This window comes from Mesorhizobium jarvisii (assembly GCF_003601985.1).
In the GTDB taxonomy this organism is placed as follows: Bacteria; Pseudomonadota; Alphaproteobacteria; order Rhizobiales; family Rhizobiaceae; genus Mesorhizobium; species Mesorhizobium jarvisii.
In genome coordinates, this window is sequence record NZ_QZXA01000005.1 from 115,569 (window position 1) to 136,702 (window position 21,134).

The following is a 21,134-nucleotide window of genomic DNA, read 5'->3' on the forward strand; positions in this document are numbered from 1 at the left end:
GTCGAAGCTACAGATGGCGAAAGACACTGTAACGTCTTCAAAAACTAGGGGTGATGATAAGCTGGATTTATGCTGGCGGCACGTGGCCGAGCCCTAGCCGAACATCCGCTCGCCCTGTTCATCGACCAGCTGGATGCCCTTCTTGATCGAGATGTCGACGGCGTCGTCGAGGCCGGCGAAGCGGTCGGCGCGGATGAATTTGTGCTCTTTCACCACGCCGTCGATCTCCTTGGAGACGATGCCGCACGTCTGGTACTGGCCATCGTTCTTGTAGGGCGTGGCGCTGATCAGGAAACCCTTGTGCTCGACCTGCTTGGCGGGTGCCGCACTCTTGGGCTCGGCCGCTTCACCGCCGCCGCCGAAAAGACGTTTCAAAAAAGACATCGCTCAAATCTCCTTGTTCGCCCTGCAATCGCGGCCTGCCCAGTTCGCGATTCACGGCGCTGTTGTTCCAGCATGCGCGAATGTGCCGCCGCGTTCCAGCCCCCTCTCACTGTTCCGCCCCTGTCTTGGTGACCGGTGTGGGTTGCGGGGGGCGCATGGGAATTCAATCGCGATCGGCAATATACCGCTGCCTGCCATGAATGTCCTTGAATATGGGTGACGATATTTCGTACCAGTAGGCCGTTCATGGCCAACGAGTTTCTTCCGCAACTGCCTTCTGAACCGCCAATCGAAGAGTGTCCCGCTCACGCTTTTTCTCGGCGGCATACCGGATAATCGGGTTTGACGTCGGCTTGAAGGACAACCGTATGAGTGAACGTCTTGCCACCGGAAGTGCATTGCTTGGTGCACCGCTTGCGCGCATTCAAGACGGCGCGATGCGCTACACTTACAAGGGCGTGCCCACCTACAAAAATCCATTCGATCTGGCGCTGTACCAAATGCTGCTTTGGCAGCAGAAGCCCCGGACATTGATCGAGATCGGCTCCAAATGGGGCGGCAGCGCGCTCTGGTTTGCCGATATCCTGCGCAGCTTCGGGGTCGACTGCGTCATTCACTCGATCGACATCACGCCGCCCTCGATCAGCGTGCAGGACGTGACGTTTCATCGTGGCGACGGTCGCAACCTGGCGGCAACCTTACCGGCGGATCTGATGGAGAACCTCCCCAGACCGATGTTCGTCATCGAGGACGCGGACCATCATTGCGAGACGACGCTCGCCGTGCTCCGCTTCTTCGATCGTTGGTTGGTTGCCGGAGAGTATATTGTCGTCGAGGACGGTATTGTCGACGATCTTTATGGCCCTGAATATGTCGCCAGGCTGATGGGCGGCCCGCGCCGTGCGGTCGAGCTGTTCTTGCGCGATCGTGGACAGGACTATGAAATCGATACCGGCCTTTGCGACCACTTCGGCACCAATGTGACGTGGAACGTCAACGGCTATCTCCGTCGCGTTCGCTAACAACTTTCATTCCTTGCGCCACCAGGATCCGGTCCAGTCGACCTCCTGCATCGGTGCCGTGATGCCGTGTCGATCGCGAAAATCGATCACCGCGCGTTGGCATGGATCGAGGGCGCGATCGTCGATGATGACAACACCGCCCCGGGACAATTTGGGGTAAAGGGAATTCAGCGCCACAATGGTCGACTCGTACAGATCGCCATCGAGCCGCAGCAGCGCGAACGGCCCGGCCGACAGCGACGGCAGCGTGTCGCTGAACATCCCTTCCACGAACACGACCTGCTCGTCGAGCAGCCCATAACGTGAGAAATTGTCCTTGACCGTCTCCAGCGAGACTGCCAGCTCCTTGAACACGTTAAGGTTCCATCCGGCATCCCGGGGATAGAGCTCTTCGTTTGGCGCCGGCAGGCCGGCGAACGAGTCCGCGACATAGACCTTGCGGTCATGGATCTGGTTCGCGGCAAGAACCCCGCGCATCAGGATGCAGCAGCCACCGCGCCAGACGCCCGTTTCGATGAAGTCGCCAACGATGCCGTCGTCCAGCACCTGCTGCGATAGATTGCGCAAGCTCTCGAGGCGAGCCTGGCCGACCATCGTGTGAGCCTGGGTTGGCCAATCCTTGCCGATCGCGCGGGTTTTCGGGTTGAACGGCTCGACCACCATCGGACGGACCCCCGGGTTGATGGCGGGATCCCGGTAAATGGTGTTGAGCAATATCCTGACCAGGAGATCAAGATATAATTCCCGCGCTGCTGGAGTAGAATCGTTGACTGTCGTCATCATCCGGCTCTTCATTGCCCCGCTCTGCCACGTTCGCGAATCCGAGCGACGCGTCAACCCTCGACGTCAAGCCACTACGCTGTTGTCCCAGCATGCGCGAATGCGCCGCCGTGCTCCAGCCCCCTGATGAAGACGGCGACCAGCAGCTCGATCTGCTGGTCGATCTCGTCGGCCTGCCGGCGAACGGACCTGCCGGCATAGCCGCTGGTGACGATGCCATGCACGCTTGACCACAATGTGCGGGCCGCGATCCGGCGCGTGTGGTCGTCGAGGTCGAAGTCGCCGCCGGCGAGCACGCCGGCGATGATCTCGAACAGCTGGTCGAGCCGCGCCTCATAGGCATCCGGCTCGGTCAGCGTCGGACGGCGCCTGTTGAAGGCGAGCAGCGCCGGCCAGCTGCCCGGATGCGCCTCGACGAAACGCACATAGGCGCTGGCCAGTGCCAGCAGGCGCTGGCGCACATCGGTGATGCCGCGCTGGGAAAGATCGGCCATCGCCGCCGCCCCTGCCGCGCCCAACCGTTCGAGTAGCCGCATGTTGACGGCACGATGCACCCCGTCGAGGTCGGAAAACAGATTGTAGACCGAGCCGACCGAAATGCCCGCCTGCTCGGCGATGGTCCTGGCCTTCAGATTGTCCATGCCGCCCTCGTTGAGCAGCACCTCGGCAATCGCCAGCACCCGCTCGCCTATTTCTTCCCTGTCCAGAGCCATGTTTGTCCTTATGGATGCCCTTGCCCTCGACCCGGGCTGTTCGAACCACGATCGCCCCTCCGTTTACCACATCCGGGATTTCGTGAACAGCGTTCAAAAATCCTGTTGAACAATGTTCATTTCCTGCTATGTTGGCTTCGTGAACATTGTTCACGGCAACACTGGAAGGGAGAAGACCCATGCTTAGCCTGATCAGAACATTGCTCGACGGCGCCAGCGCACGGGCCGAGGACGGCTTGAAGGATCGCTTCGCCATCGACCTTCTGGCGCAACGCATCCGCGACGCCGAGACGGGCCTTGCCGCCGCCAAGCAGACACTCGCCACGCTGATCGTTCGCCAGCGCGCCGAGCAGGCCGGTCTCGACCAGCTCGAACGACGCCACGCCGATCTCGAAAGCCGCACGCTCAGCGCGCTGGCCGCCGGCAACACCGGGCTTGCCGAAAGCGGTGCCGCCGCCATCGCCGAACTGGAGAATGAGCGCGAAGTCCGCCGCGCCACGGTGCAGAGCCTTGGCGAAAAGACGTTACGGATGCGCGTTTCGGTGGAGCGGGCGCATCGCCGCATCATCGACTTGAACCAGGGTATGATCTCGGCCCGCGCCATCGATGCCGAGCGCAAGGCGCAGTCACGCCTCGTCAGGTCGATCGGCCATTCGGCAAGCCTCAACGACGCCGAGGAATTGCTCGCCCGCATCAAGGCAGCCAGCGATCCGTTCGAGGAGGCAGGCATTCTCGACGAGATCGACGGCGAACTGCGTCACGAAGCGATCCGCGATCGCCTTGCCGATGCTGGACACGGTCCGGCGGTGAGGGTGCGCGCCAGGGACGTGCTCGAGCGCCTGAAGACCATCAACTGAAACCGGTCTTTGCAGACCTGACTCCATCAACCCAACACCATCGAACCCACGGACAACTCCAATGAACGCCAATCAGACCTACATCATGTTCAACACCGCCTCGGTCGGAGCCGCCTATTTCATGCTCGGCCTGTCGCTGTGGCTGGCGCCAGTCGACCTGTCGACCAAGGGCTACTGGGCCATGGGCATCCTTCTGCTCACGGGCAGCCTCGTGAACCTGGTCAAGTACCGCACCGATGAGCGCCTGTCGGCCGAGATGACCGCCAAGATCGAGAAGGCCCGCAACGAAAAGCTGATCAGCGAATATGTCGGCAAGGAATGATCCGCATCTGCGCTGACGCAAAAAAGCCCGGGTCGCCCCGGGCTTTTTTCATGCGTTTGTTGCGCCTGGATCAGCGGTGCGTCAGCGCTTCCAGCGCTTCCGCCGCGGCTTCGAGAATGGCGATCGCCTCGGCCTGCTTTTCGGCCGGGGCATCGACGATGTCGCCCAGCGCAGCGCGCAGGCGGTGGCGGATGGCGCGGAATTCGTCGCGCGTCTCCGAACGCTCGCCACGGCCGCCCCGGCCGCCGCGGCGGTCCTCGCCATCATCGTTCCAGCCGAACCAATCGCGCGCCTTGGCCATCTTGCGGCCAAAGCGCTCGAGGTGGTCGAGCACGCCGTCGATCATCTCGCGATTGTCGGCAAGATGCGCCTGTCCGGCCTCGGTGATGGAAAACACCTTCTTGTTGCCTTCGCTCGACGAGACGGCATAGCCGGCCTCTTCCAGGAAGGTTAGCGTCGGGTAGACCACGCCCGGGCTCGGGCTGTAGATGCCGCTGGTGCGCTCTTCCAGTGCCTTGATGATGTCGTAGCCATGGCGCGGCGCCTCGGCCAGCAGCGACAGCGTGATCAGCTTGAGGTCGCCGTCGGCCAGCATGCGGCCGGCGCGGAACATGTCGCCCGGACCACCGCGTCCGCCGCCACGACCGCCATGGCCGAACGGACCAAAGCCGCCGCCCCCTCTGCCACCGAATTTGCCGGCCATGTGCATGAACATGCGTTCGCCGAAATGACTATGTCTGTGCATGTTTGCTCCTTGAGTTCTATCTTACGATATATCTTAATTAAGCAGCTTCCCTTTCGGAGTCAAGATATATCTTACGATGTATCGAGGCATGGAACCAGAGGCTTGCTTTCGCCGGACACGCGGCTAGAAGGCGCTTCGCGGGTCGACGACCATTGCGCGAGCGTCTGACATCGGGCTCGAAGGTACCTTCAGGCCCCTTCGACCTGCGGTGTCGTCAGGTCTATCGTTTCGTGACCGGCTGGCGGATCACCGTTTTCAGTTTTTCTGGTGCCGCCTTGCGGGGGTCACCCAGGTAGATCTCGTGGTGCTTCCCGCTTTCGACGAGACCGTTGGCGGGCAGGAATTCCTCATGCAGGCGCAGGATCGTAGGCCCTTCCGCGCTATAGGGTCCGATATGCATGATCTGCACCGCCAGCCCTTCGTGAAAGGACTGCAATCTGAGACTTTCGGGCGGCTGGCCGAGCTTCGCGCGCGCCTTTTCGAGAGCCGCCTCGAACATTTCGGCTGGGATCCAGTCCGGCTGCATGATCATCATGGTCCACGACCAGAGATCCTTGTCGCCCGTCAGGAAGCTCGACATGTCCTCGGCCCACCAGAGGCCTTCCAACGGAGCCACGCCATAATCCTTGCCGAGTTCCTTTTTCGACATGAACTTCAGTGGATAGCTCACCGAGTAGAGCCATTCGATCGCATGCCGGTATTCTTCGGAGGTATTCGGGTCACCCTTGCCGTCGATCATCGCAAACTGCAGCTTGGGAACATCGACCAGGGAAAACACACCGGCAGGAGGCTGCCAGAACGCCTTCATGATTTTTTTGAAGTCGATCTTCTCCATCCCAGACCCTCATCAAAAGTGATGGTTCCATAGTCGGTGCTATCGAGCGGGGCAGCATTGATTGAAGTCAACGCTGCGAGAGGCGACAGGCAAGACAAGGATTACCAGCGGCCCTTGCGCCGGTTCCAGGCGTAGAGCAGGTCGGCGAAGCGATCATAGGCAAGGCGTGTCAGCGGCAAGGCCATCGGATTGCCGAAAAGCGTGGCCAGCCAGCCCTCGCCCGGTGTCGCCCGCCATATGGCAATCGCGACATCGGCGCCGACCAGCAGCCGGCCGGCCGCGTCGGTGGCGTGCAGCCGGCGGCGGATGTCTTCCAGCGAGGCGCCAAAACGGCCAAGCGCCGCCGGCTCCAGATTGATGTCGCGAAACTCGATCCGCCCGGCCTTGACCGCTTCGATCAGCCGCCGCTTTTGCCAGATGATGCCCGCATCGCAGACAGGGCAACGCGTGTTGTACCAGACGGTCAGTTCAGGCTTGGGTGTTTGCTTGAGCATGATCTTGGCATGCTCAGCCGTGGCTATGCCGATGATGCAGGTCCGGATAATGCGGATGCCGGTGGCGCATCGGCGCATGCCGGTGCCAATGCGAATGCGGCTCACTCACAGGCCCGTCATGATCGTGCTGGTGGTGCTCGTCATGCACATGGCTGTGCTCGTGTTCTAGCGCCTCATGGTCATGCTCATGGTCGTGGCGTTCCGACAGATGCAGCCACAGGCCGACGCCCATCAGAAGCCCCGCGATCCCCAGCTTGAGTGTGACGGCATCGCCCAGCATGGCGATGGCCAGCAGCGCACCAATGAACGGAGCCAGCGAATAATAGGCGCCTGTGCGCGCCGTCCCGAGATGGCGCAGCGCCAGGATGAACATCACCAGGCTGACGCCGATGCCGAGGAAGCCGACCGCGGCCGTGGCCGCGACAATGGGCGTCGTGGGAAACGACGCCCCGGAAGCCAGCCCCAACCCGACATTGGCTGCACCCGCCACCAGGCCTTTCAGCATGGCGATCACCACGGGGTCGGTGGCTGAAATCCTACGCGTGAAATTGTTGTCCAGCCCCCAGGCCACGCAAGCCCCCGCCACCAGCAGGGCGCCCGGGTTGAAGGCAACGCCGCCGCCGTCCCACGACAACAGCACCGCGCCCGCCAGGATGGCGAAGGCGCCGAAAAGCAGGCGCCGGTCGACATTCTCGCGGTAGACGAGCCAGGCGATCGCCATCGTCGCCAACCCTTCCAGGTTGAGCAGCAGCGCTGAACTGGATGCCGTGTTGAGGCTGAGGCCGAACATCAACAGCACCGGCGCGAGGATGCCACCCATGCCGATTGCAAGCGCCAGCCAAGGGATATCCCGGGCGGCCAGTTGCGGTTCGCCAGCCGCCGCCTGCTTGCCGCGAAGCAAGCGATAGAGAGCGAGGCCGAGACCGGCGCCGAGATAGAGCAGGCCAGCCAGCATGAAGGGGTTCACGGCATCGAGCAGCAGCTTGGAAAGCGGCGGCGTCGCGCCGAACAGAGCGGCCGAGCCAAGGGCGAGCGGCACGCCGGGCCAAAGATGCGAATGTGTTTCGGACATCATCTCACCCTATGACAGCGCGCATTTCATTTGCCGCCCATCGCCGCCTTTGGCCCGATGCATTTGTTGTCGCGAAACAGCGCCCACTCTTCGCACAGGCGCCCTTTGGGCAGCCGGCAAAACCCGTATTCGTTGCCGGCTCTGTCCTTCCTGATCACCAGGCGCCCGCCGATCTCGCCGCAATGGGCGGATGCCGGATTGGCCATGCCGACCGGTTTTTGCGCGGCAGCACCTGCGGCGAAAGGCATCGACGATATCAAGGCAAGGCTGGCAGCCAGTATCGAGACTTTCTTCATCGCGTTCCCCTGGCCGCAGTCTATCACGGCGAAGCGTCCTGTCCTGCGGCAAAGCGCCGTCAGGCCGGATACCCTTGTCATCGCCTTCAAACCTGCCGCTTGCTATCCAAGCGACGAGATGATCTCGCGGTAGGCGAATTCGGGAAAGGCTTTCAGCGTCCGCGTCCGTATGTTGCCGGCCGCCGCAAGCATCAGCGAGAAACGTGCCAGGACGGCATCGTCGGGTGCTTCGACCACCGCCACCATGTCGTATTCACCCATCGTCAGGTAGAACGCCTTGAACGAGCCGCCCATGTCGCCCAGCTGCTTCCTGGCGGCATCGAGCCGCTTCGGCGAGTCGCGCACGTTCTTCGCGCCCTGCTCCGTCCAGTTCATCAGCACGATGTAGCTTGTCATGGCACACCTCCCTCCGGGGCCACGGAGCACGGCATCTTCGCCGGGGCGGGCATCCGGGTTGTCGCCCAGAAAATGCATCCGACCTGGAAATTATCCTCCCGAAGGCTGCGAGCTGCAAGAGCGCGCGCCACAAACGAAAAAGGGCGCCAGTGGCGCCCTTCTAGATTTTGCTGTCGGTCTGTCTCAGCTGTCGAGGAAGCTGCGCAGCTTGCGCGACCGGCTCGGGTGCTTGAGCTTGCGCAGCGCCTTGGCTTCGATCTGGCGGATACGCTCGCGGGTGACCGAGAACTGCTGGCCGACTTCTTCCAGCGTGTGGTCGGTGTTCATGCCGATGCCGAAGCGCATGCGCAGCACACGCTCCTCGCGCGGTGTCAGCGAGGCGAGAACCCGCGTGGTGGTCTCGCGCAGATTGGCCTGAATCGCCGCGTCGATCGGGAGGATCGCCATCTTGTCCTCGATGAAATCGCCCAGATGCGAATCCTCCTCGTCGCCGACCGGCGTTTCGAGCGAGATCGGCTCCTTGGCGATCTTCAGCACCTTGCGCACTTTTTCGAGCGGCATGGCGAGCTTTTCGGCCAGCTCTTCCGGCGTAGGCTCGCGGCCGATCTCGTGCAGCATCTGGCGCGAGGTGCGCACGATCTTGTTGATCGTCTCGATCATATGCACCGGGATGCGGATGGTGCGCGCCTGGTCGGCGATCGAACGCGTGATCGCCTGCCGGATCCACCATGTCGCGTAGGTCGAGAACTTGTAGCCGCGGCGGTATTCGAACTTATCGACCGCCTTCATCAGGCCGATATTGCCTTCCTGGATCAGGTCGAGGAACTGCAGGCCGCGATTGGTGTATTTCTTGGCGATGGAGATGACGAGGCGCAGATTGGCCTCGACCATTTCCTTCTTGGCGATCGCGGCTTCGCGCTCGCCCTTCTGCACCTGGTTGACGATCTTGCGGAATTCCAGGATCGAGATCGCCGTTTCGGTGGCCAGGTGCTGGATCTCGGCGCGCAGGTCCTTGATCGCATCCTTCTCGTTCTTGGTGAATTCCTTCCAGCCGCGCGAGGTCAGATTGCCGATCGCGCGCGTCCAGTTGGGATCGAGCTCGGAACCCTGGTATTCCTTCAGGAACTCCTCGCGGCGCACGCCATAGCTTTCGGCGAGGCGCAACAGCTTGCCCTCGTTCTGCACCAGGCGTTTGTTGATGTCGTAAAGCTGCTCGACCAGCGCCTCGATGCGCGCCGTGTTGAGCGACAGCGACTTCACCGCCTTGATCAGCTGGTCCTTCAGCTCCTTCAGCCGGCGGTCCTGGCTGGGCGACAGCGTGCCGGCGGCGGCCAGACGGTTCTCGACCTGCTGGTCCTGCAGCTTGCGCAGCTTCTTGTAGGTGTCGGCGATGACGTCGAGCGTCTCCATCACCTGCGGACGCAGTTCGGCTTCCATCGCCGCCAGTGACAGGCTCGCCTCGTCCTCGTCTTCCTCGTCATCGTCCCCGATGCCGCGCGTATCGGCGCCGACATTGGTGATGTCGTCTTCATCGTCACGCCCGCGGCGCGGCTTTTCCTCGGCCTTCGGCGCTTCCTCGATGCGCTCGACCACCGGCGCCTGCTTGGCTTCCGGGCCGGCATAGGTCGCTTCGAGATCGATGATCTCGCGCAGCAGGATCTTGGATTCGTTGAGCTCGTCGCGCCAGATGATGATGGCCTGGAAGGTCAGCGGGCTTTCGCACAGGCCCGCGATCATCGTCTCGCGACCGGCCTCGATGCGCTTGGCAATGGCGATTTCGCCCTCGCGCGACAGCAGCTCGACCGAGCCCATTTCGCGCAGATACATGCGCACCGGATCGTCGGTGCGGTCGGTCGGCTCTTTCTTGGTGGTGGTGGCGGCGACCGCCGTGCCGGTCTGTTCGGCCAGCTCGTTGGCGTCTTCCTCGGCGTCCGCCGCGGTGTCGCCGGCCTCGGCCTCTTCGCCCTGCTCGTCATCCTCGACGACGTTGATGCCCATGTCGGACAGCATCGCCATCGTGTCCTCGATCTGCTCGGAGGTCACTTCCTCGGAAGGCAGCACCGAATTCAGCTCGTCCATCGTGACATAGCCGCGCTTCTTGGCGGCCTTGATCATCTTCTTGACAGCATCATCGGAAAGGTCGAGCAGAGGGCCATCGGTGGCGCCTTCGCGTTCGGTCTCGACCTCTTCCTTTTCCTTAGTCGCCATAATTTTTATCTTCTCCTAGCGGCCGGGCATCGGGGCCGCGTAAGCTGTCGGACCAGTCAAATCGGATAGGCTCGTTTCGAAACGCGCTTCACCGGGCCACTAACTTCATTGATCGTTAAGTCCAGATTAACCCTGATATCTGTGGCAGGCGGCCTGCCTGTCCAGTGACCAGTACCTCACATCGCTCATTTCCCGTCGGCGCGGGTGCGGGTTAACGTTTCGAATCGTCCTGATTCCGCCATTCTGTCTGAAGGTCAAGCGCCTCTGGCATGATTCGCATGAAAAAAGCGAATCAATTACCCGACTTAGCGCGCCTTGCTCCCCTGGGAAGCCCGGCCACGCTCTCATTCCTGCACTCGGTTGCACTTAGGCTCGCCCAGCCCTGCCCGACGAAACGCCGAATCCTTCGATCAGCGCTTCCGTCGCCTGTACATCCTGAAATTGCGCCTGAATTTCGATCAGATGGCGGAAGTTTTCGTCCGATGGATCTGCTTCGAGCGCCGCTTCCGCCTGTTTCAGCTCCTTATGTAAGGTGCGCGCGCTGCGCTGCAAGTGCAGCGCCTGGTTCAGAGCGTCGCGGGCGTCGTCGAGTGCTGCCGTCTCCAGCGCCGGCCATTGCCGTGCCCGCCGGATCAGGCCGACGGCGCGCTCCCAGATCTCGGCGCAGCCGGCACGCTCGATCGTCGCCACCACGGCGTGGCGGTCATTGGCCATGTCATGCGCCATCGCGTCGAGGATGGCGGCGTGCAGCCGCTGCAGCTCGGAATTGGCGAGGTCGAGAAATTCGACATGGGCGAAATTCTCGTCGATCAGCGCCGGATGGTTGACCAGCGCCACGATGATCGTCGCCTCGCGCACCGACATGCCCTCGCTGCCGCGCTTGACCAGCGCCGACTGGCCGAGGCTTTCGGTGATCGCCATGCGGCCGCCACCAGGCTTGGCGAACTGCCCACCGGGTGCGGCTGCCTTGCCCTGCCCCGGTTTCCAGTCCTGGCGCCCTTGCCGTGTATCGCGCTGCGAGCCGAAGAAGCTCTTTTCCCGCTCACGCATTTCCTGCTGATAGTGATAGCGCGTGCTTTCGTCGCGGATGCGGCTGGTCAACTCCCGCAGCGTCTTTCCCAGTTCCGCCCGGCGCTCCGGCGTGTCGAAGACACCGCCCGCAGTCTCCCGCATCCACAACAGGTCGACCAGCGGCCGCGCGTCGGCGAGCACGGCGCGGAACGCGTCCGGCCCTTCGGCCTTGACCAGGTCGTCGGGATCCTTGCCCTCCGGCAGCAGCGCAAAACGTGCCGAGCGCCCGGCCTGCACCGACGGTAATGCCAGATCTGCGGCACGCCATGCCGCCTTCAGCCCGGCCTTGTCGCCGTCGAAGCACAGCATCGGCTCCGGCGCCATGCGCCACAACAGTTCGAGCTGGTTTTCGGTGAGCGCGGTGCCGAGCGGCGCCACGGCATTCTCGAACCCGGCCTGCGCCAGCGCGATGACGTCCATATAGCCTTCGACGGCAATGACCGTGCCATCCTTGGCGAGCGCCTTGCGCGCCCGGGCGAAATTGTAAAGCACGTTGCCCTTGTGGAAGAGCTCGGTATCGGGCGAGTTCATGTACTTGGCCAGCGCATCGGGCGCCAGCGCCCGGCCGCCAAAAGCGATGATCTTGCCGCGCGAATCCGGGATCGGGAACATGATGCGGTCGCGGAACCAGTCATAGGAGACCGGAATGTCGTCGCCGTGCCGCACCAGCCCACAGGCTTCGATATCGGCCTTCGGCACGCCCTTGGCGGCAAGATGTTCCTTGAGCGCGTTGCGGCTGTCCGGGGCGTAGCCCAGCCGGAACGACTGCTGCGTCGCCGGCGTCAGCCCGCGGTCCCTGAGATAGGCGCGGGCCTTTGCCCCCTCAGGCCCCTGCAGCCGCTCCTGGAAGAAGGTGGTCGCCATCTCCATGACGTCGGTCAGGCTGGCGCGTTCCTTCTCGCGCCGCTCTTCCTGGGCGTCGCGCACCGGCATCGGCACGCCTGCCATGTCGGCGATCTTCTCGACCGCTTCGGGGAAACTCATTCCGTCGAGTTCGGTCAGGAATTTGAAATGATCGCCCGAGACCGAGCAGCCGAAACAATGGTAGCGGCCCTTCTTGTCCTCGCAGTGGAAAGACGGGCTCTTCTCGCCATGGAACGGGCAGCAGGCCCAAAAGTCGCCACGCGACGCGTTGGTCTTCCTGCGATCCCACGCGACGCGCTGGCCGATAACCGATGAAATCGGCACGCGGTCGCGGATCTCGTCGAGAAAGGCGGGCGGAAAGCGCATTGAGGGAACTCGTTTCCCCACCATATAATCATGCCAGCGAAATCCGACGACCCCCAATACCGGCCATACCCGGTTTCCACAGGGCAAAAAGAAAGGCGGCCGTTGCGGGCCGCCCTCTTTTCCAGGCCAATGCTGGAAGCTTAATGCGCGGCGATCGCGCCGAAGATGATGCCGGATAGGACACTCACCAGCACATAGTCGTTGCCGACGCGGATCCATTCCTGGCCGCGGCCGGGACGATGCAGGCCGTAGCGGCCATAGTCGCGGATCGGCTGGTGCTGCCTCCAGCCCGAATATTTCTGGCCGTTGCGCCAGTGGTTCCGCTTCACGACGACCTTCTTCTTGAAGACGCGCTTCCTCACATCATTGTGGTGGCCCGGCTTCTGCCAGTCGACCTTGGTGTAATTCGACTGCGGCGCGACCGGCGCGTTCATCGGCGCGGCCTGGCCGGCAAGTGAGGTGGCGGCCAGCATCGAGACGGCGAGGACAGAAAGAACAATGCGCTTCATGAGAAATCTCCTTGGTTGTCGATGCCCGAGGAATAGCGGCCGACGGATGAACTGAAACTGAACGCCGGCATTACAATTGTGTAATGAAATCTTCTGCTTATTGCAGATATTTGAACATCATCGCAAAGACGAGTGTCGGCCACTCGGCAAAAGCAGCCGTTCTCCGGATCGGCCAAAGCCCGGCTGTGCAACCATTTGCGTACCCGTCCATTTCCCGACACGGCCTGTCGCCACGCGGCGGCCTCTTGAAATCGACAAAGTTTTATTATCCGGCTAAAATATTCCCGCTATTATTCACAGTGTCATGATCATGATTCGAACCCTTGCTTTTCCGCCTGTTCGCCGCGCCGCCCGCACTGCGTGCCCTGTCCTCATGCAGGCGCCGAAATGAGCGGCTCCGTCGTCCTTCTGCATCTGGCCGGCGCCGTGGCGCTGATGCTGTTTGCCACCCGCATGGTGAAGACCGGCGTCGAGCGCGCCTATGGCGATGTGCTGCGCCACAGGCTGCGCGCCACCATGCGCAATCCGATCATGGCGGTGCTGGCCGGCACCGGCCTTGCCATCGCCCTGCAGAGTTCGACTGCCGTGACGCTTTTGGTCGGCTCCTTCGCCGGTTCTGGTATCGTCTCGGGCGCCGCCGGCCAATTGGCCGTGCGCGGCGCCGAGATCGGCTCGGCGCTGGTGGTCAAGCTACTGACTTTCGACCTCACGCTGCTGGTGCCGCTCTGCCTGATCACCGGCACGGTGATGTTTATGGCCACCGAGCGTCGCGACTGGCGCCAGACCGGCCGCATCCTGGTCGGCATCGGCCTCTTGATCCTGTCGCTGGAAATGATCGGCCAGGCGTCGGAGCCGCTGCGCAACAGCCAGCTCATGCCGGTCATCATCAATTACTTCTCCAGCGATTCCATCACCGCCTATCTCTTGGCGGCGCTGATCACCTGGCTGTTCCAGTCCAGCATCGCCGCGGTGCTTTTGATGGCGACCCTGGCCGGCCGCGGCCTGATCAGCCCTGAACTCGGCGTCGTCCTCATCCTCGGCGTCAATCTCGGCTCTTCCATCATCGCCCCGATGCTGACCCGGTCAGCCGGGCCCGCCGTGCGCGTCGTGCCGATCGGCAATCTGCTGATGCGCGGGCTGGGCTCGCTGGTCATGCTGGTCCTGTTCATGATCGTCCGGCCGCATGTCGGCTTCCTCGGCGCGACGGCGGCCGACCAGATAGTCAACGCCCACATCCTGTTCAACGTCATCATCCTGCTGGCCGGCCTACCGCTGGCCGGCTTCGTCTACCGCGCCTCGGAGAAGATCGTCGCGCTCGGCACCAAGGCACCGCCGGCCGCCTCGCTCGACGTCATCGAATTGTCCGCGCTCAACGAGAGCGCGCTGGATGTGCCGAGCCAGGCGCTGGCCAATGCGACGCGCGAGGTGGTGCGGGTCTGCGAGACAGTCGAGATCATGCTGAAGCGCATCATCGAGCTCTACGAGAGTGCCGACACCGACAAGATCAAGGCGTTGGCCGCCCTCGACGACCGTGTCGACCGCAAGCATGCGGCAATCAAACTCTACCTCGCCAAGGTCACCAAGAACCCGCTGACCGAGGACGAGGCGCTGCGCTGCCAGGAACTGATCGGCGCCTGCGTCAAGCTCGAGCAGGTCGGCGACATCATCGTGCGCAACATGCTAGTGCACGTGAAGAAGAAGGTCGATCGCGGGCTGGAGTTCACCGACGAGGGCTGGAGCGAATTGTGCGCCTTCCACGGCTCGGTGCTGGCCAATGCAAGGCTTGCCTTCAACGTGCTGGTCTCGCGCGACCCCGAAACGGCGCGTCAGCTGGTGCTGGAGAAGGACCAACTGCGCGACCGCGAGAAGGAAACCAGCGCCAGCCATTTCCTGCGGCTGCGCGAAGGCACCGCCAAAAGCGTCGAGACCAGCTCGATCCACCTCGACACCATCCGCGACCTGAAGCAGATCAATTCACTGCTGGCCTCGATGGCCTATCCGGTGCTCGAAGAGCGCGGCCTTCTCACAGGATCACGACTGAAGGCCAGCTAACGAGAAGGGATTTGCCACGGCGGCGTCAATTTGGGAACAAGCTTGCGTCGTTCCGGCTCGAACGGCAAAATTAGTCTTTGCTCACCCTCCCGCCCGTCGGCTAAGCATCTGATGCCCCCGGGAGGAAATCGATGGACACCCATTCGCGCAGTTTCGCCAAGGCGCTTTCCTGGCGCATAACCGGCACCATCGACACGATGATCATCTCGCTTGTGGTGACTGGCAGCATCAAGCTGGCGGCCGCCATCGGCGTGACGGAGGTCTTCACCAAGTCGCTGCTCTACTATTTTCATGAGCGCGCATGGCTGAAGATCCCTTACGGGCGCAGGACCCCGGTCTAGCAGCTTGCCCACTGCCGGCATGCACTGCCGATTGCCAAGCCAGCGGCTGACGCGAGGGAATTCGGTCAAGAAAACCTAAAGTCGCGACAAAAATTTCTGGATTGCCCGCGCCGCCCATCCGTGGTTTGACGCCGTTCCAGCCAAGGCTTTCCCATGTCGCTTCCGCTCATTGCCCTGTTCATCGCCGCTTTCGCTTTCGGCACCACCGAATTCGTCATTGCCGGCGTGCTGCCGCAAGTGGCGGAAGGGCTCGGCGTTTCGGTTCCATCCGCCGGCTATCTCGTCTCCGGCTATGCCTGCGGCATCGCCATTGGCGGCCCGCTGCTGGCGCTCGCCACCAAATCCCTGCCGCGCAAGACCTTGCTGCTCGGCCTCGCCATCGTCTTCACCATCGGCCAGGCGGCCTGCGCGCTGGCGCCCGACTTTACCTCGATGCTGCTGCTGCGCATCGCCGTGGCAGTCGCGCACGGCGCCTATTTCGGCGTCGCCATGGTGGTCGCCGTCGGCCTGGTTCCCGAGGACAAACGCGGCATGGCGGTCGCGGTCATCCTGTCCGGCCTCACCGTCTCCAACGTCATCGGCGTGCCGGCGGGCACCGCCATCGGCAACATCTGGGGCTGGCGCGCCACCTTCTGGGTGATGTGTGCGCTCGGCGTGGCGGCAACGCTCGCGATGACTGCCCTTCTGCCGCGCACCGCCGGGTATCAGGCCAAGCCCGCCGGCCTGGCGCGTGAGGTCCGCGTGCTGGCGCGCCAGCAGGTCTGGACCTCGCTGATCCTGATGCTCATGCTGATGCTCGGCCAGTTCTGCCTGTTCACCTACATCACGCCGACCTTGCTTGAGGTCACCGGGCTCGACGAAGACCTGGTGCCCTGGGTGCTGCTGCTCAACGGCGTCGGCGCGACGCTTGGCGTCTTCCTCGGCGGCAAGCTGTCGGACTGGAAGCTGATGCCGTCGCTCATCACCATGCTGGCCCTGCAAGCGGTGACGCTGGCGGTCATCTATGCCGTCAGCCCCTACCCCGTGCCGATGATCGTGGCGATCGTCATCTGGGGCGGCCTCAACTTCGCCATCGGCACGCCGATCCAGACCCGCATCCTGGCCTGGACGGCCGACGCGTCCAATCTTGCCTCATCACTGATCCCGTCCGGCTTCAATGTCGGCATCGCGCTGGCCGCGTCGCTGGGCGCCGCCATGCTCAATGCCGGCTACGGCTACCGCAGCTTGCCCGTGGTGGGCGCTTTCGCCATGCTGGTCGCCGTGGTGGTGGCTGCCATCTCCCAGGTCTGGGAAGCGCGCAGCAACGCCACGCCGCCGCTGACGGCACCGGCGGAGTAGCCTCACCCGCGCCAGCGCAACAGGCGCATGGCGTTGGCGGTGACCAGCACGGTGGCGCCGGTGTCGGCCAGGATCGCCGGCCACAGGCCGGTAATGCCTGAAATGGTGGTGACCAGGAACACCGCCTTCAGTCCCAGCGCCACGGTGATGTTCTGGCCGATATTGGCCATCACCGCCCGCGACAGCCGCACCATGCGGGCAACGTCCAGGACGCGGCCATGCAGGATCGCCGCGTCCGCCGTCTCCAGCGCCACGTCGGTGCCGCCGCCCATGGCGATGCCGATGTCGGCTGCGGCGAGCGCCGGCGCGTCGTTGATGCCATCACCGACCTTGGCCACCTTCAGCCCCTCGCGCTGCAATTCGCCGACGATGCGCTGCTTGTCCTGCGGCAGCAGTTCCGTCCGCGCCTCGATGCCGAGCGAAGCGGCGATGGCTTGCGCCGTGCGGCGATTGTCGCCGGTCAGCATCACCGCGCGGATGCCCTCCGCCTTGAGCGCCGCAATGCCAGCCGCCGCATCTGGCCGTGGCTCGTCACGCATGGCGATCAGCCCGGCCACCACGCCATCGGCGACCAGCACCGACACGGTCTTGCCCTGGCCGTTGAGGCTGTCGATGGCAAGGCGCTGTGCTTCCGTAATATCTGCGCGTTCGCCCGCCGCCGGGCCGGATCCGAGGAAGACAGCCACGCCGCCAACACTGCCCTCGACACCCCTACCGGAGATCGCCTTCGCTGCCAGCGCCGGCGGCACCGGCGCCTTGTCGGCCCTGGCCCTGTCCAGGATCGCCACAGCCAGGGGATGGCTAGAGCCTTGTTCGAGCGCCGCCGCCAGCGCCAGCACGCTGCGTTCGTCGCGGCCATAGGCGACGATGTCGGTGACTTCCGGCTTGCCCGCGGTCAGCGTGCCGGTCTTGTCGAAGGCCACCGCCGTGATCCGGCGAAAGCCTTCCAGCACCGCGCCGCCCTTCATCAGCAGGCCGCGCCGCGCCCCGGTCGCCAGACCGGCGGCGATCGCGGCGGGCGTCGAGATGACCAGCGCGCAGGGGCAGCCGATTAAGAGGATCGCCAGGCCCTTGTAGATCCATTCGCTCCAGTCGCCGCCGGCGATGAGCGGCGGCAGCACGGCCACCAACGCGCCGACCGCCAGCACGCCCGGGGTATAGTATCGCGAGAAGCGATCGATGAAGCGCTCGGTCGGCGCCTTGGCCTCCTGCGCCTCCTCGACCAGGCGCACGACGCGGGCGATGGTGTTGTCGGAAGCCGCCGCTGTCACGCGCACTTTCAGCACGCCATCGCTGTTGATCGTGCCGGCGAAGACGGGTTCCGCGACACCCTTGCGCTTCGGCGTGCTTTCGCCGGTCACCGGCGCCTCGTCAATGTCGCTCGAGCCTTCCACAACCTCGCCATCGGCCGGGATGCGGTCGCCCGGCCGCACCACGATGACGTGGCCCACGGCGAGCTGTTCGGCGGGAACTTCGACCGTGCCGCCTCCCCGCTCGACCAGCGCCGTCTTCGGCACCAGATCGGCCAGGCCCTGGATGCTGGCCCGCGCCCGGCCGGCGGCGACCCCTTCCAGAAGCTCGCCGATCAGGAACAGCACCACCACGGCAGCGGCTTCTTCCGTTGCATTGATCATCACCGCACCAGCAGCGGCAATGGTCATCAGCATCTCGATCGAGAACGGCGTTCCGGCCAAGGCAGCCATCAGCGCGCGCCGCGCGATCGGCACGAGACCGACCAGCAACGCCGCCAGGAAAGCCCAGCGCTCGGCCGAAGGAAACAGATGGCCTATGCCATAGGCGGCGAGCACCGCTGCGGCACAAGCCAGCGTCAGCGCCGCACGGCGGGTACGCCACCACGCCTGCCCCGGTGCGGGGTGGCTGTGCAGATGGGACGACCCGGCGGCCTCTTTGGTGATTTGTTGGCCGCCGCCATGGTCATGGCCTTCGTGATCATGAGCGGCATGATCATGCGCCCTGGTCTCCGGCCCATCGGTCCTGGCCTCCGCCTTGACGATGCCGTAGCCCAGCCGCGCCACCTGCCGCAGCACCTTGTCGTCGCTGAGCGGCCCGCCATGGCTGACCGTCATGCTGGCGCCGGTCACCGAAACCGAGACATCCGCGACACCGTCGAGACGGCGCACCGCCGTGTCGATCTTGGCCGCGCAGGACGCGCAATCCATGCCGCCGATCTTGAACCGTGTCTGCGTTAGAGGAGAAGTCATGCCATCACCCGTCTGCTTTCTCACCCACGCGGCGTGCCGCCGCACGGGTCTTGAACCCTGATGCCAGCCACTGTAATTGCTCTAGTCACTAGAGCTTCAAGAGGCAAAATGCATGTTTTCGATCGGTGATCTCTCCCGCCGCACCGGGGTCAAGGTGCCGACCATCCGCTATTACGAGCAGATGGGCCTGGTCGCGGCGGCCGAGCGCTCGGAAGGCAACCAGCGCCGCTATTCCCGGCAGGAGCTGGAACGCCTGGCCTTCATCCGCCACGCCCGCGATCTCGGCTTCGCCGTCGAGGACATCCGCGCCCTGATCGATCTCAGCGGTCATCCCGAGCAGCCCTGCGGCCATGCCGACAAGATCGCGCAGGAACAGCTGATTTCGGTGCGCGAAAAGATCGCCCAACTGAAGCGGCTGGAAACCGAGCTGGAGCGCATCGCCTCCTGCTGCGACGGCAAGACGGTCGGCGACTGCTACGTCATTCGCGCGCTGTCCGACCATGCGCTGTGTGCGGACGAGCACGTCTCATAGCGAAATCCGGTCCGGCGCGGACCTCGGCTTGGGCGCGTGCGCTCGTGAGACCAGGAGCAGACATGGCGAGCACTGTCAGCGATTTCGGCCTGAGCTGCGGCATCTTGCCGGGGGGCGCGCGCAATGCGATCACCGATGTGCCCGGTATACGCGTCGGCCATTGCACGCTGCGCAACGGCGACACCAACACCGGCGTGACCGCGATCCTGCCGCATGGCGGAAATCTGTTTCGCAAGAAGGTGACGGCGGCAAGCCATGTCATCAACGGCTTCGGCAAGACCATCGGCCTGACGCAAGTGCAGGAGCTTGGCACCATCGAAACGCCTGTTCTCTTGACCAACACGCTCTCGGTCGGCACCTGCGCCACGGCGCTGATCCGCGACGCCATCCGCCAGAACCCGGATATCGGCCGCTCCGCCGGAACCGTCAATCCGCTGGTCGGCGAATGCAATGACGGTCCGCTGAACGACATCCAGGCTCTGGCGATATCAGAGGAACACGTCCTCGCCGCGCTGGCGGACGCGCATGAGGGCGAAGTCGAACAAGGCAATGTCGGCGCCGGAACGGGAATGACTTGCTTCGGCTTCAAGGGCGGCATCGGCTCGGCGTCCAGAAGAATCGCGCTCGGCGGCGGCCATCACCTCGGTGTTCTCGTTCTATCGAATTTCGGCAGACCCGGAGACCTCGTTCTGCCCGATGGGCGCCGGCCGGACCCCGGACAACCGGCCGGGGTCGAGCGCGGTTCGGTCATGATCGTGCTGGCAACCGATGTGCCGCTCGAACACCGCCAGCTTGAAAGAGTGGCGCGCCGCGCCGGAGCCGGCATCGCCAGGCTCGGCTCCTTCTGGGGCCATGGCAGTGGTGACATCGCCATCGCCTTCAGCACCGGCAATCTGGTCGACCACGATGAAAGCCGCGATCTGGTGCCCCTGCTCGCGCTCAATGAGGCGCGCATCGACATCCTTTTTCGCGCGGCGGCGGAAGCCACGCACGAGGCGGTGTTGAACTCCATGCTGTCCGCCGGGGCCTTCACCGGCAGGGCCGGCAAGCATCGCGCATCGCTGGCCGACTGGCTGCGCGATCAGCAACGCTAGCTAATGTCGCCCAGAAGGCGACCTACAGCTCGATCCGGAACCGCAAACTCTCCACCCCACCATAGGCGGCGTCCTCGAAGAAGCGCTCGACCAGCCTGCCGCCATTGGCCAGGATCACCTTGTGCGACGCCGGATTGCCCGGCTTGGCGGTGATCTCGACATAGGGCAGGCCGACCGACCTCGCCTCGTCCAGCATCTGCCGCAAGGCTTCGGTGGCATAGCCGCGCCGTCGCTTCCACGGCACCACCGCATAGCCAATATGGCCAAGCACATGCGAGGGCAGTTCCGCCGTGCCCTTCTGCCAGCGAAAGCCGATCGAGCCCGATGCCTCGCCATCCCAGATCCAGCGGCGGAAGCCCGGCAGGCGCGGCACTTGCGTGCCGTCGGGCAAGGTGATCGGGCCACCCCTGGCCTCGGCATCGTCGAGGCTGGCCAGAAAGGCGACCGGATCCTGCTCTATCGCCGCCAACTGCTCGCGCACCGCCTCCTGGAGCCGGACATTGTCCGGCGACCAGCCGCGCTCGAGCGCCGCCTTGTAGGACGGCAGATGTTCAAGCGCGGGTTTGACGATCTCGATCATGGTCCATACTCCCTGGCGGCAGGCATAGCCGTGGCCAGCGC

General features: G+C 63.8%; 22 protein-coding genes. 8 read left to right on the forward strand and 14 right to left on the reverse strand.

Translation table 11 applies throughout. The annotated features are described in order from the left end of the window. Positions 1–93 precede the first annotated feature (93 nt). Complete coding sequence (locus D3242_RS14105) at positions 94–384, reverse strand: HlyU family transcriptional regulator (protein WP_019860471.1); 291 nt, start codon at positions 382–384, stop codon at positions 94–96. A gap of 368 nt (positions 385–752) precedes the next feature. Here D3242_RS14105 and D3242_RS14110 point away from each other — a divergent pair, with 368 nt between their 5' ends. Next, positions 753–1,406 (forward strand): CmcI family methyltransferase, encoded by a 654-nt coding sequence (locus tag D3242_RS14110; RefSeq protein ID WP_223217867.1) that lies wholly within the window; start codon positions 753–755, stop codon positions 1,404–1,406. A 6-nt stretch (positions 1,407–1,412) separates the two neighbouring features. Here the strand turns inward: D3242_RS14110 and D3242_RS14115 are convergent, their stop codons facing one another. Together D3242_RS14115 and D3242_RS14120 are read right to left on the reverse strand one after the other, a co-directional pair. Then, positions 1,413–2,243 (reverse strand): TylF/MycF/NovP-related O-methyltransferase, encoded by an 831-nt coding sequence (locus tag D3242_RS14115; protein ID WP_245435299.1) that lies wholly within the window; start codon positions 2,241–2,243, stop codon positions 1,413–1,415. 17 nt (positions 2,244–2,260) lie between these two features. Beyond that, on the reverse strand, positions 2,261–2,899 hold the full coding sequence (locus D3242_RS14120; RefSeq protein ID WP_038648867.1) for a TetR/AcrR family transcriptional regulator: 639 nt from the start codon (positions 2,897–2,899) through the stop codon (positions 2,261–2,263). A 179-nt stretch (positions 2,900–3,078) separates the two neighbouring features. Between D3242_RS14120 and D3242_RS14125 the strand changes: the two genes are divergently transcribed. Beyond that, positions 3,079–3,756 carry a PspA/IM30 family protein gene (locus D3242_RS14125; RefSeq protein ID WP_064980468.1) on the forward strand — a complete coding sequence of 226 codons (678 nt, stop codon included), beginning with the start codon at positions 3,079–3,081 and terminating at the stop codon, positions 3,754–3,756. Positions 3,757–3,817: 61 nt separating this feature from the next. Further along, the gene (locus tag D3242_RS14130; protein ID WP_019860476.1) at positions 3,818–4,078 is read left to right on the forward strand and encodes a YiaA/YiaB family inner membrane protein; all 261 of its coding nucleotides are present in this window, start codon (positions 3,818–3,820) and stop codon (positions 4,076–4,078) included. A gap of 70 nt (positions 4,079–4,148) precedes the next feature. Here the strand turns inward: D3242_RS14130 and D3242_RS14135 are convergent, their stop codons facing one another. From D3242_RS14135 to D3242_RS14175, 9 genes are all read right to left on the reverse strand, one after another. Then, positions 4,149–4,823, reverse strand: a complete 675-nt coding sequence (locus tag D3242_RS14135) for a PadR family transcriptional regulator (protein WP_064980470.1) — start codon at positions 4,821–4,823, stop codon at positions 4,149–4,151. 220 nt (positions 4,824–5,043) lie between these two features. Beyond that, the gene (locus tag D3242_RS14140) at positions 5,044–5,658 is read right to left on the reverse strand and encodes a GyrI-like domain-containing protein (protein WP_064980472.1); all 615 of its coding nucleotides are present in this window, start codon (positions 5,656–5,658) and stop codon (positions 5,044–5,046) included. Positions 5,659–5,759: 101 nt separating this feature from the next. Continuing rightward, positions 5,760–6,152, reverse strand: coding sequence for a thiol-disulfide oxidoreductase DCC family protein (locus tag D3242_RS14145; protein ID WP_027047266.1), 393 nt, complete (start codon positions 6,150–6,152; stop codon positions 5,760–5,762). A gap of 13 nt (positions 6,153–6,165) precedes the next feature. After that, positions 6,166–7,224, reverse strand: a complete 1,059-nt coding sequence (locus tag D3242_RS14150) for a DMT family transporter (protein WP_064981625.1) — start codon at positions 7,222–7,224, stop codon at positions 6,166–6,168. Between the two features lie 26 nt (positions 7,225–7,250). Beyond that, entirely contained in the window at positions 7,251–7,520 is a 270-nt protein-coding gene (locus tag D3242_RS14155; RefSeq protein ID WP_064980474.1) for a putative hemolysin, read from the reverse strand. Between the two features lie 102 nt (positions 7,521–7,622). After that, positions 7,623–7,916: a GYD domain-containing protein gene (locus tag D3242_RS14160; RefSeq protein WP_027047268.1), complete on the reverse strand. Its 294-nt coding sequence runs from the start codon at positions 7,914–7,916 to the stop codon at positions 7,623–7,625. Between the two features lie 183 nt (positions 7,917–8,099). Further along, positions 8,100–10,124: an RNA polymerase sigma factor RpoD gene (rpoD, locus tag D3242_RS14165; RefSeq protein ID WP_019860483.1), complete on the reverse strand. Its 2,025-nt coding sequence runs from the start codon at positions 10,122–10,124 to the stop codon at positions 8,100–8,102. A gap of 366 nt (positions 10,125–10,490) precedes the next feature. After that, a complete protein-coding gene (dnaG, locus tag D3242_RS14170; protein ID WP_027047269.1) occupies positions 10,491–12,425 on the reverse strand; it encodes a DNA primase in 1,935 nt (644 codons plus the stop codon). A gap of 140 nt (positions 12,426–12,565) precedes the next feature. After that, on the reverse strand, positions 12,566–12,934 hold the full coding sequence (locus D3242_RS14175; RefSeq protein ID WP_019860485.1) for an RcnB family protein: 369 nt from the start codon (positions 12,932–12,934) through the stop codon (positions 12,566–12,568). 387 nt (positions 12,935–13,321) lie between these two features. Between D3242_RS14175 and D3242_RS14180 the strand changes: the two genes are divergently transcribed. The 3 genes from D3242_RS14180 to D3242_RS14190 all read left to right on the forward strand — a co-directional run bounded on the left by D3242_RS14180 (position 13,322) and on the right by D3242_RS14190 (position 16,665). Then, positions 13,322–14,986, forward strand: a complete 1,665-nt coding sequence (locus tag D3242_RS14180) for a Na/Pi cotransporter family protein (RefSeq protein ID WP_064980476.1) — start codon at positions 13,322–13,324, stop codon at positions 14,984–14,986. A 131-nt stretch (positions 14,987–15,117) separates the two neighbouring features. Then, a complete protein-coding gene (locus D3242_RS14185) occupies positions 15,118–15,327 on the forward strand; it encodes a DUF2061 domain-containing protein (RefSeq protein WP_019860487.1) in 210 nt (69 codons plus the stop codon). Between the two features lie 153 nt (positions 15,328–15,480). Next, positions 15,481–16,665, forward strand: coding sequence for an MFS transporter (locus D3242_RS14190; protein WP_019860488.1), 1,185 nt, complete (start codon positions 15,481–15,483; stop codon positions 16,663–16,665). 2 nt (positions 16,666–16,667) lie between these two features. Here the strand turns inward: D3242_RS14190 and D3242_RS14195 are convergent, their stop codons facing one another. Beyond that, on the reverse strand, positions 16,668–18,887 hold the full coding sequence (locus D3242_RS14195) for a heavy metal translocating P-type ATPase (protein ID WP_064980477.1): 2,220 nt from the start codon (positions 18,885–18,887) through the stop codon (positions 16,668–16,670). A gap of 112 nt (positions 18,888–18,999) precedes the next feature. Between D3242_RS14195 and D3242_RS14200 the strand changes: the two genes are divergently transcribed. Together D3242_RS14200 and D3242_RS14205 are read left to right on the forward strand one after the other, a co-directional pair. Next, complete coding sequence (locus D3242_RS14200; RefSeq protein WP_064980479.1) at positions 19,000–19,419, forward strand: MerR family transcriptional regulator; 420 nt, start codon at positions 19,000–19,002, stop codon at positions 19,417–19,419. Between the two features lie 62 nt (positions 19,420–19,481). After that, positions 19,482–20,513, forward strand: a complete 1,032-nt coding sequence (locus D3242_RS14205; protein WP_064980482.1) for a DmpA family aminopeptidase — start codon at positions 19,482–19,484, stop codon at positions 20,511–20,513. Positions 20,514–20,535: 22 nt separating this feature from the next. Here the strand turns inward: D3242_RS14205 and D3242_RS14210 are convergent, their stop codons facing one another. Beyond that, positions 20,536–21,093 (reverse strand): GNAT family N-acetyltransferase, encoded by a 558-nt coding sequence (locus D3242_RS14210; protein ID WP_019860492.1) that lies wholly within the window; start codon positions 21,091–21,093, stop codon positions 20,536–20,538. Positions 21,094–21,134 lie beyond the last annotated feature (41 nt).

Bases quoted from the DNA above. Each gene is read 5' to 3' on its own strand.
- D3242_RS14155 (WP_064980474.1), bottom strand. From the start codon at position 7,520: ATGAAGAAAGTCTCGATACTGGCTGCCAGCCTTGCCTTGATATCGTCG.
- D3242_RS14105 (WP_019860471.1), bottom strand. From the start codon at position 384: ATGTCTTTTTTGAAACGTCTTTTCGGCGGCGGCGGTGAAGCGGCCGAG.
- D3242_RS14110 (WP_223217867.1), top strand. From the start codon at position 753: ATGAGTGAACGTCTTGCCACCGGAAGTGCATTGCTTGGTGCACCGCTT.
- D3242_RS14195 (WP_064980477.1), bottom strand. From the start codon at position 18,887: ATGACTTCTCCTCTAACGCAGACACGGTTCAAGATCGGCGGCATGGAT.
- rpoD (WP_019860483.1), bottom strand. From the start codon at position 10,124: ATGGCGACTAAGGAAAAGGAAGAGGTCGAGACCGAACGCGAAGGCGCC.
- D3242_RS14160 (WP_027047268.1), bottom strand. From the start codon at position 7,916: ATGACAAGCTACATCGTGCTGATGAACTGGACGGAGCAGGGCGCGAAG.
- D3242_RS14200 (WP_064980479.1), top strand. From the start codon at position 19,000: ATGTTTTCGATCGGTGATCTCTCCCGCCGCACCGGGGTCAAGGTGCCG.
- D3242_RS14130 (WP_019860476.1), top strand. From the start codon at position 3,818: ATGAACGCCAATCAGACCTACATCATGTTCAACACCGCCTCGGTCGGA.
- D3242_RS14180 (WP_064980476.1), top strand. From the start codon at position 13,322: ATGAGCGGCTCCGTCGTCCTTCTGCATCTGGCCGGCGCCGTGGCGCTG.
- D3242_RS14150 (WP_064981625.1), bottom strand. From the start codon at position 7,224: ATGTCCGAAACACATTCGCATCTTTGGCCCGGCGTGCCGCTCGCCCTT.
- dnaG (WP_027047269.1), bottom strand. From the start codon at position 12,425: ATGCGCTTTCCGCCCGCCTTTCTCGACGAGATCCGCGACCGCGTGCCG.
- D3242_RS14140 (WP_064980472.1), bottom strand. From the start codon at position 5,658: ATGGAGAAGATCGACTTCAAAAAAATCATGAAGGCGTTCTGGCAGCCT.
- D3242_RS14135 (WP_064980470.1), bottom strand. From the start codon at position 4,823: ATGCACAGACATAGTCATTTCGGCGAACGCATGTTCATGCACATGGCC.
- D3242_RS14120 (WP_038648867.1), bottom strand. From the start codon at position 2,899: ATGGCTCTGGACAGGGAAGAAATAGGCGAGCGGGTGCTGGCGATTGCC.
- D3242_RS14210 (WP_019860492.1), bottom strand. From the start codon at position 21,093: ATGATCGAGATCGTCAAACCCGCGCTTGAACATCTGCCGTCCTACAAG.
- D3242_RS14205 (WP_064980482.1), top strand. From the start codon at position 19,482: ATGGCGAGCACTGTCAGCGATTTCGGCCTGAGCTGCGGCATCTTGCCG.
- D3242_RS14145 (WP_027047266.1), bottom strand. From the start codon at position 6,152: ATGCTCAAGCAAACACCCAAGCCTGAACTGACCGTCTGGTACAACACG.
- D3242_RS14190 (WP_019860488.1), top strand. From the start codon at position 15,481: ATGTCGCTTCCGCTCATTGCCCTGTTCATCGCCGCTTTCGCTTTCGGC.
- D3242_RS14175 (WP_019860485.1), bottom strand. From the start codon at position 12,934: ATGAAGCGCATTGTTCTTTCTGTCCTCGCCGTCTCGATGCTGGCCGCC.
- D3242_RS14185 (WP_019860487.1), top strand. From the start codon at position 15,118: ATGGACACCCATTCGCGCAGTTTCGCCAAGGCGCTTTCCTGGCGCATA.
- D3242_RS14125 (WP_064980468.1), top strand. From the start codon at position 3,079: ATGCTTAGCCTGATCAGAACATTGCTCGACGGCGCCAGCGCACGGGCC.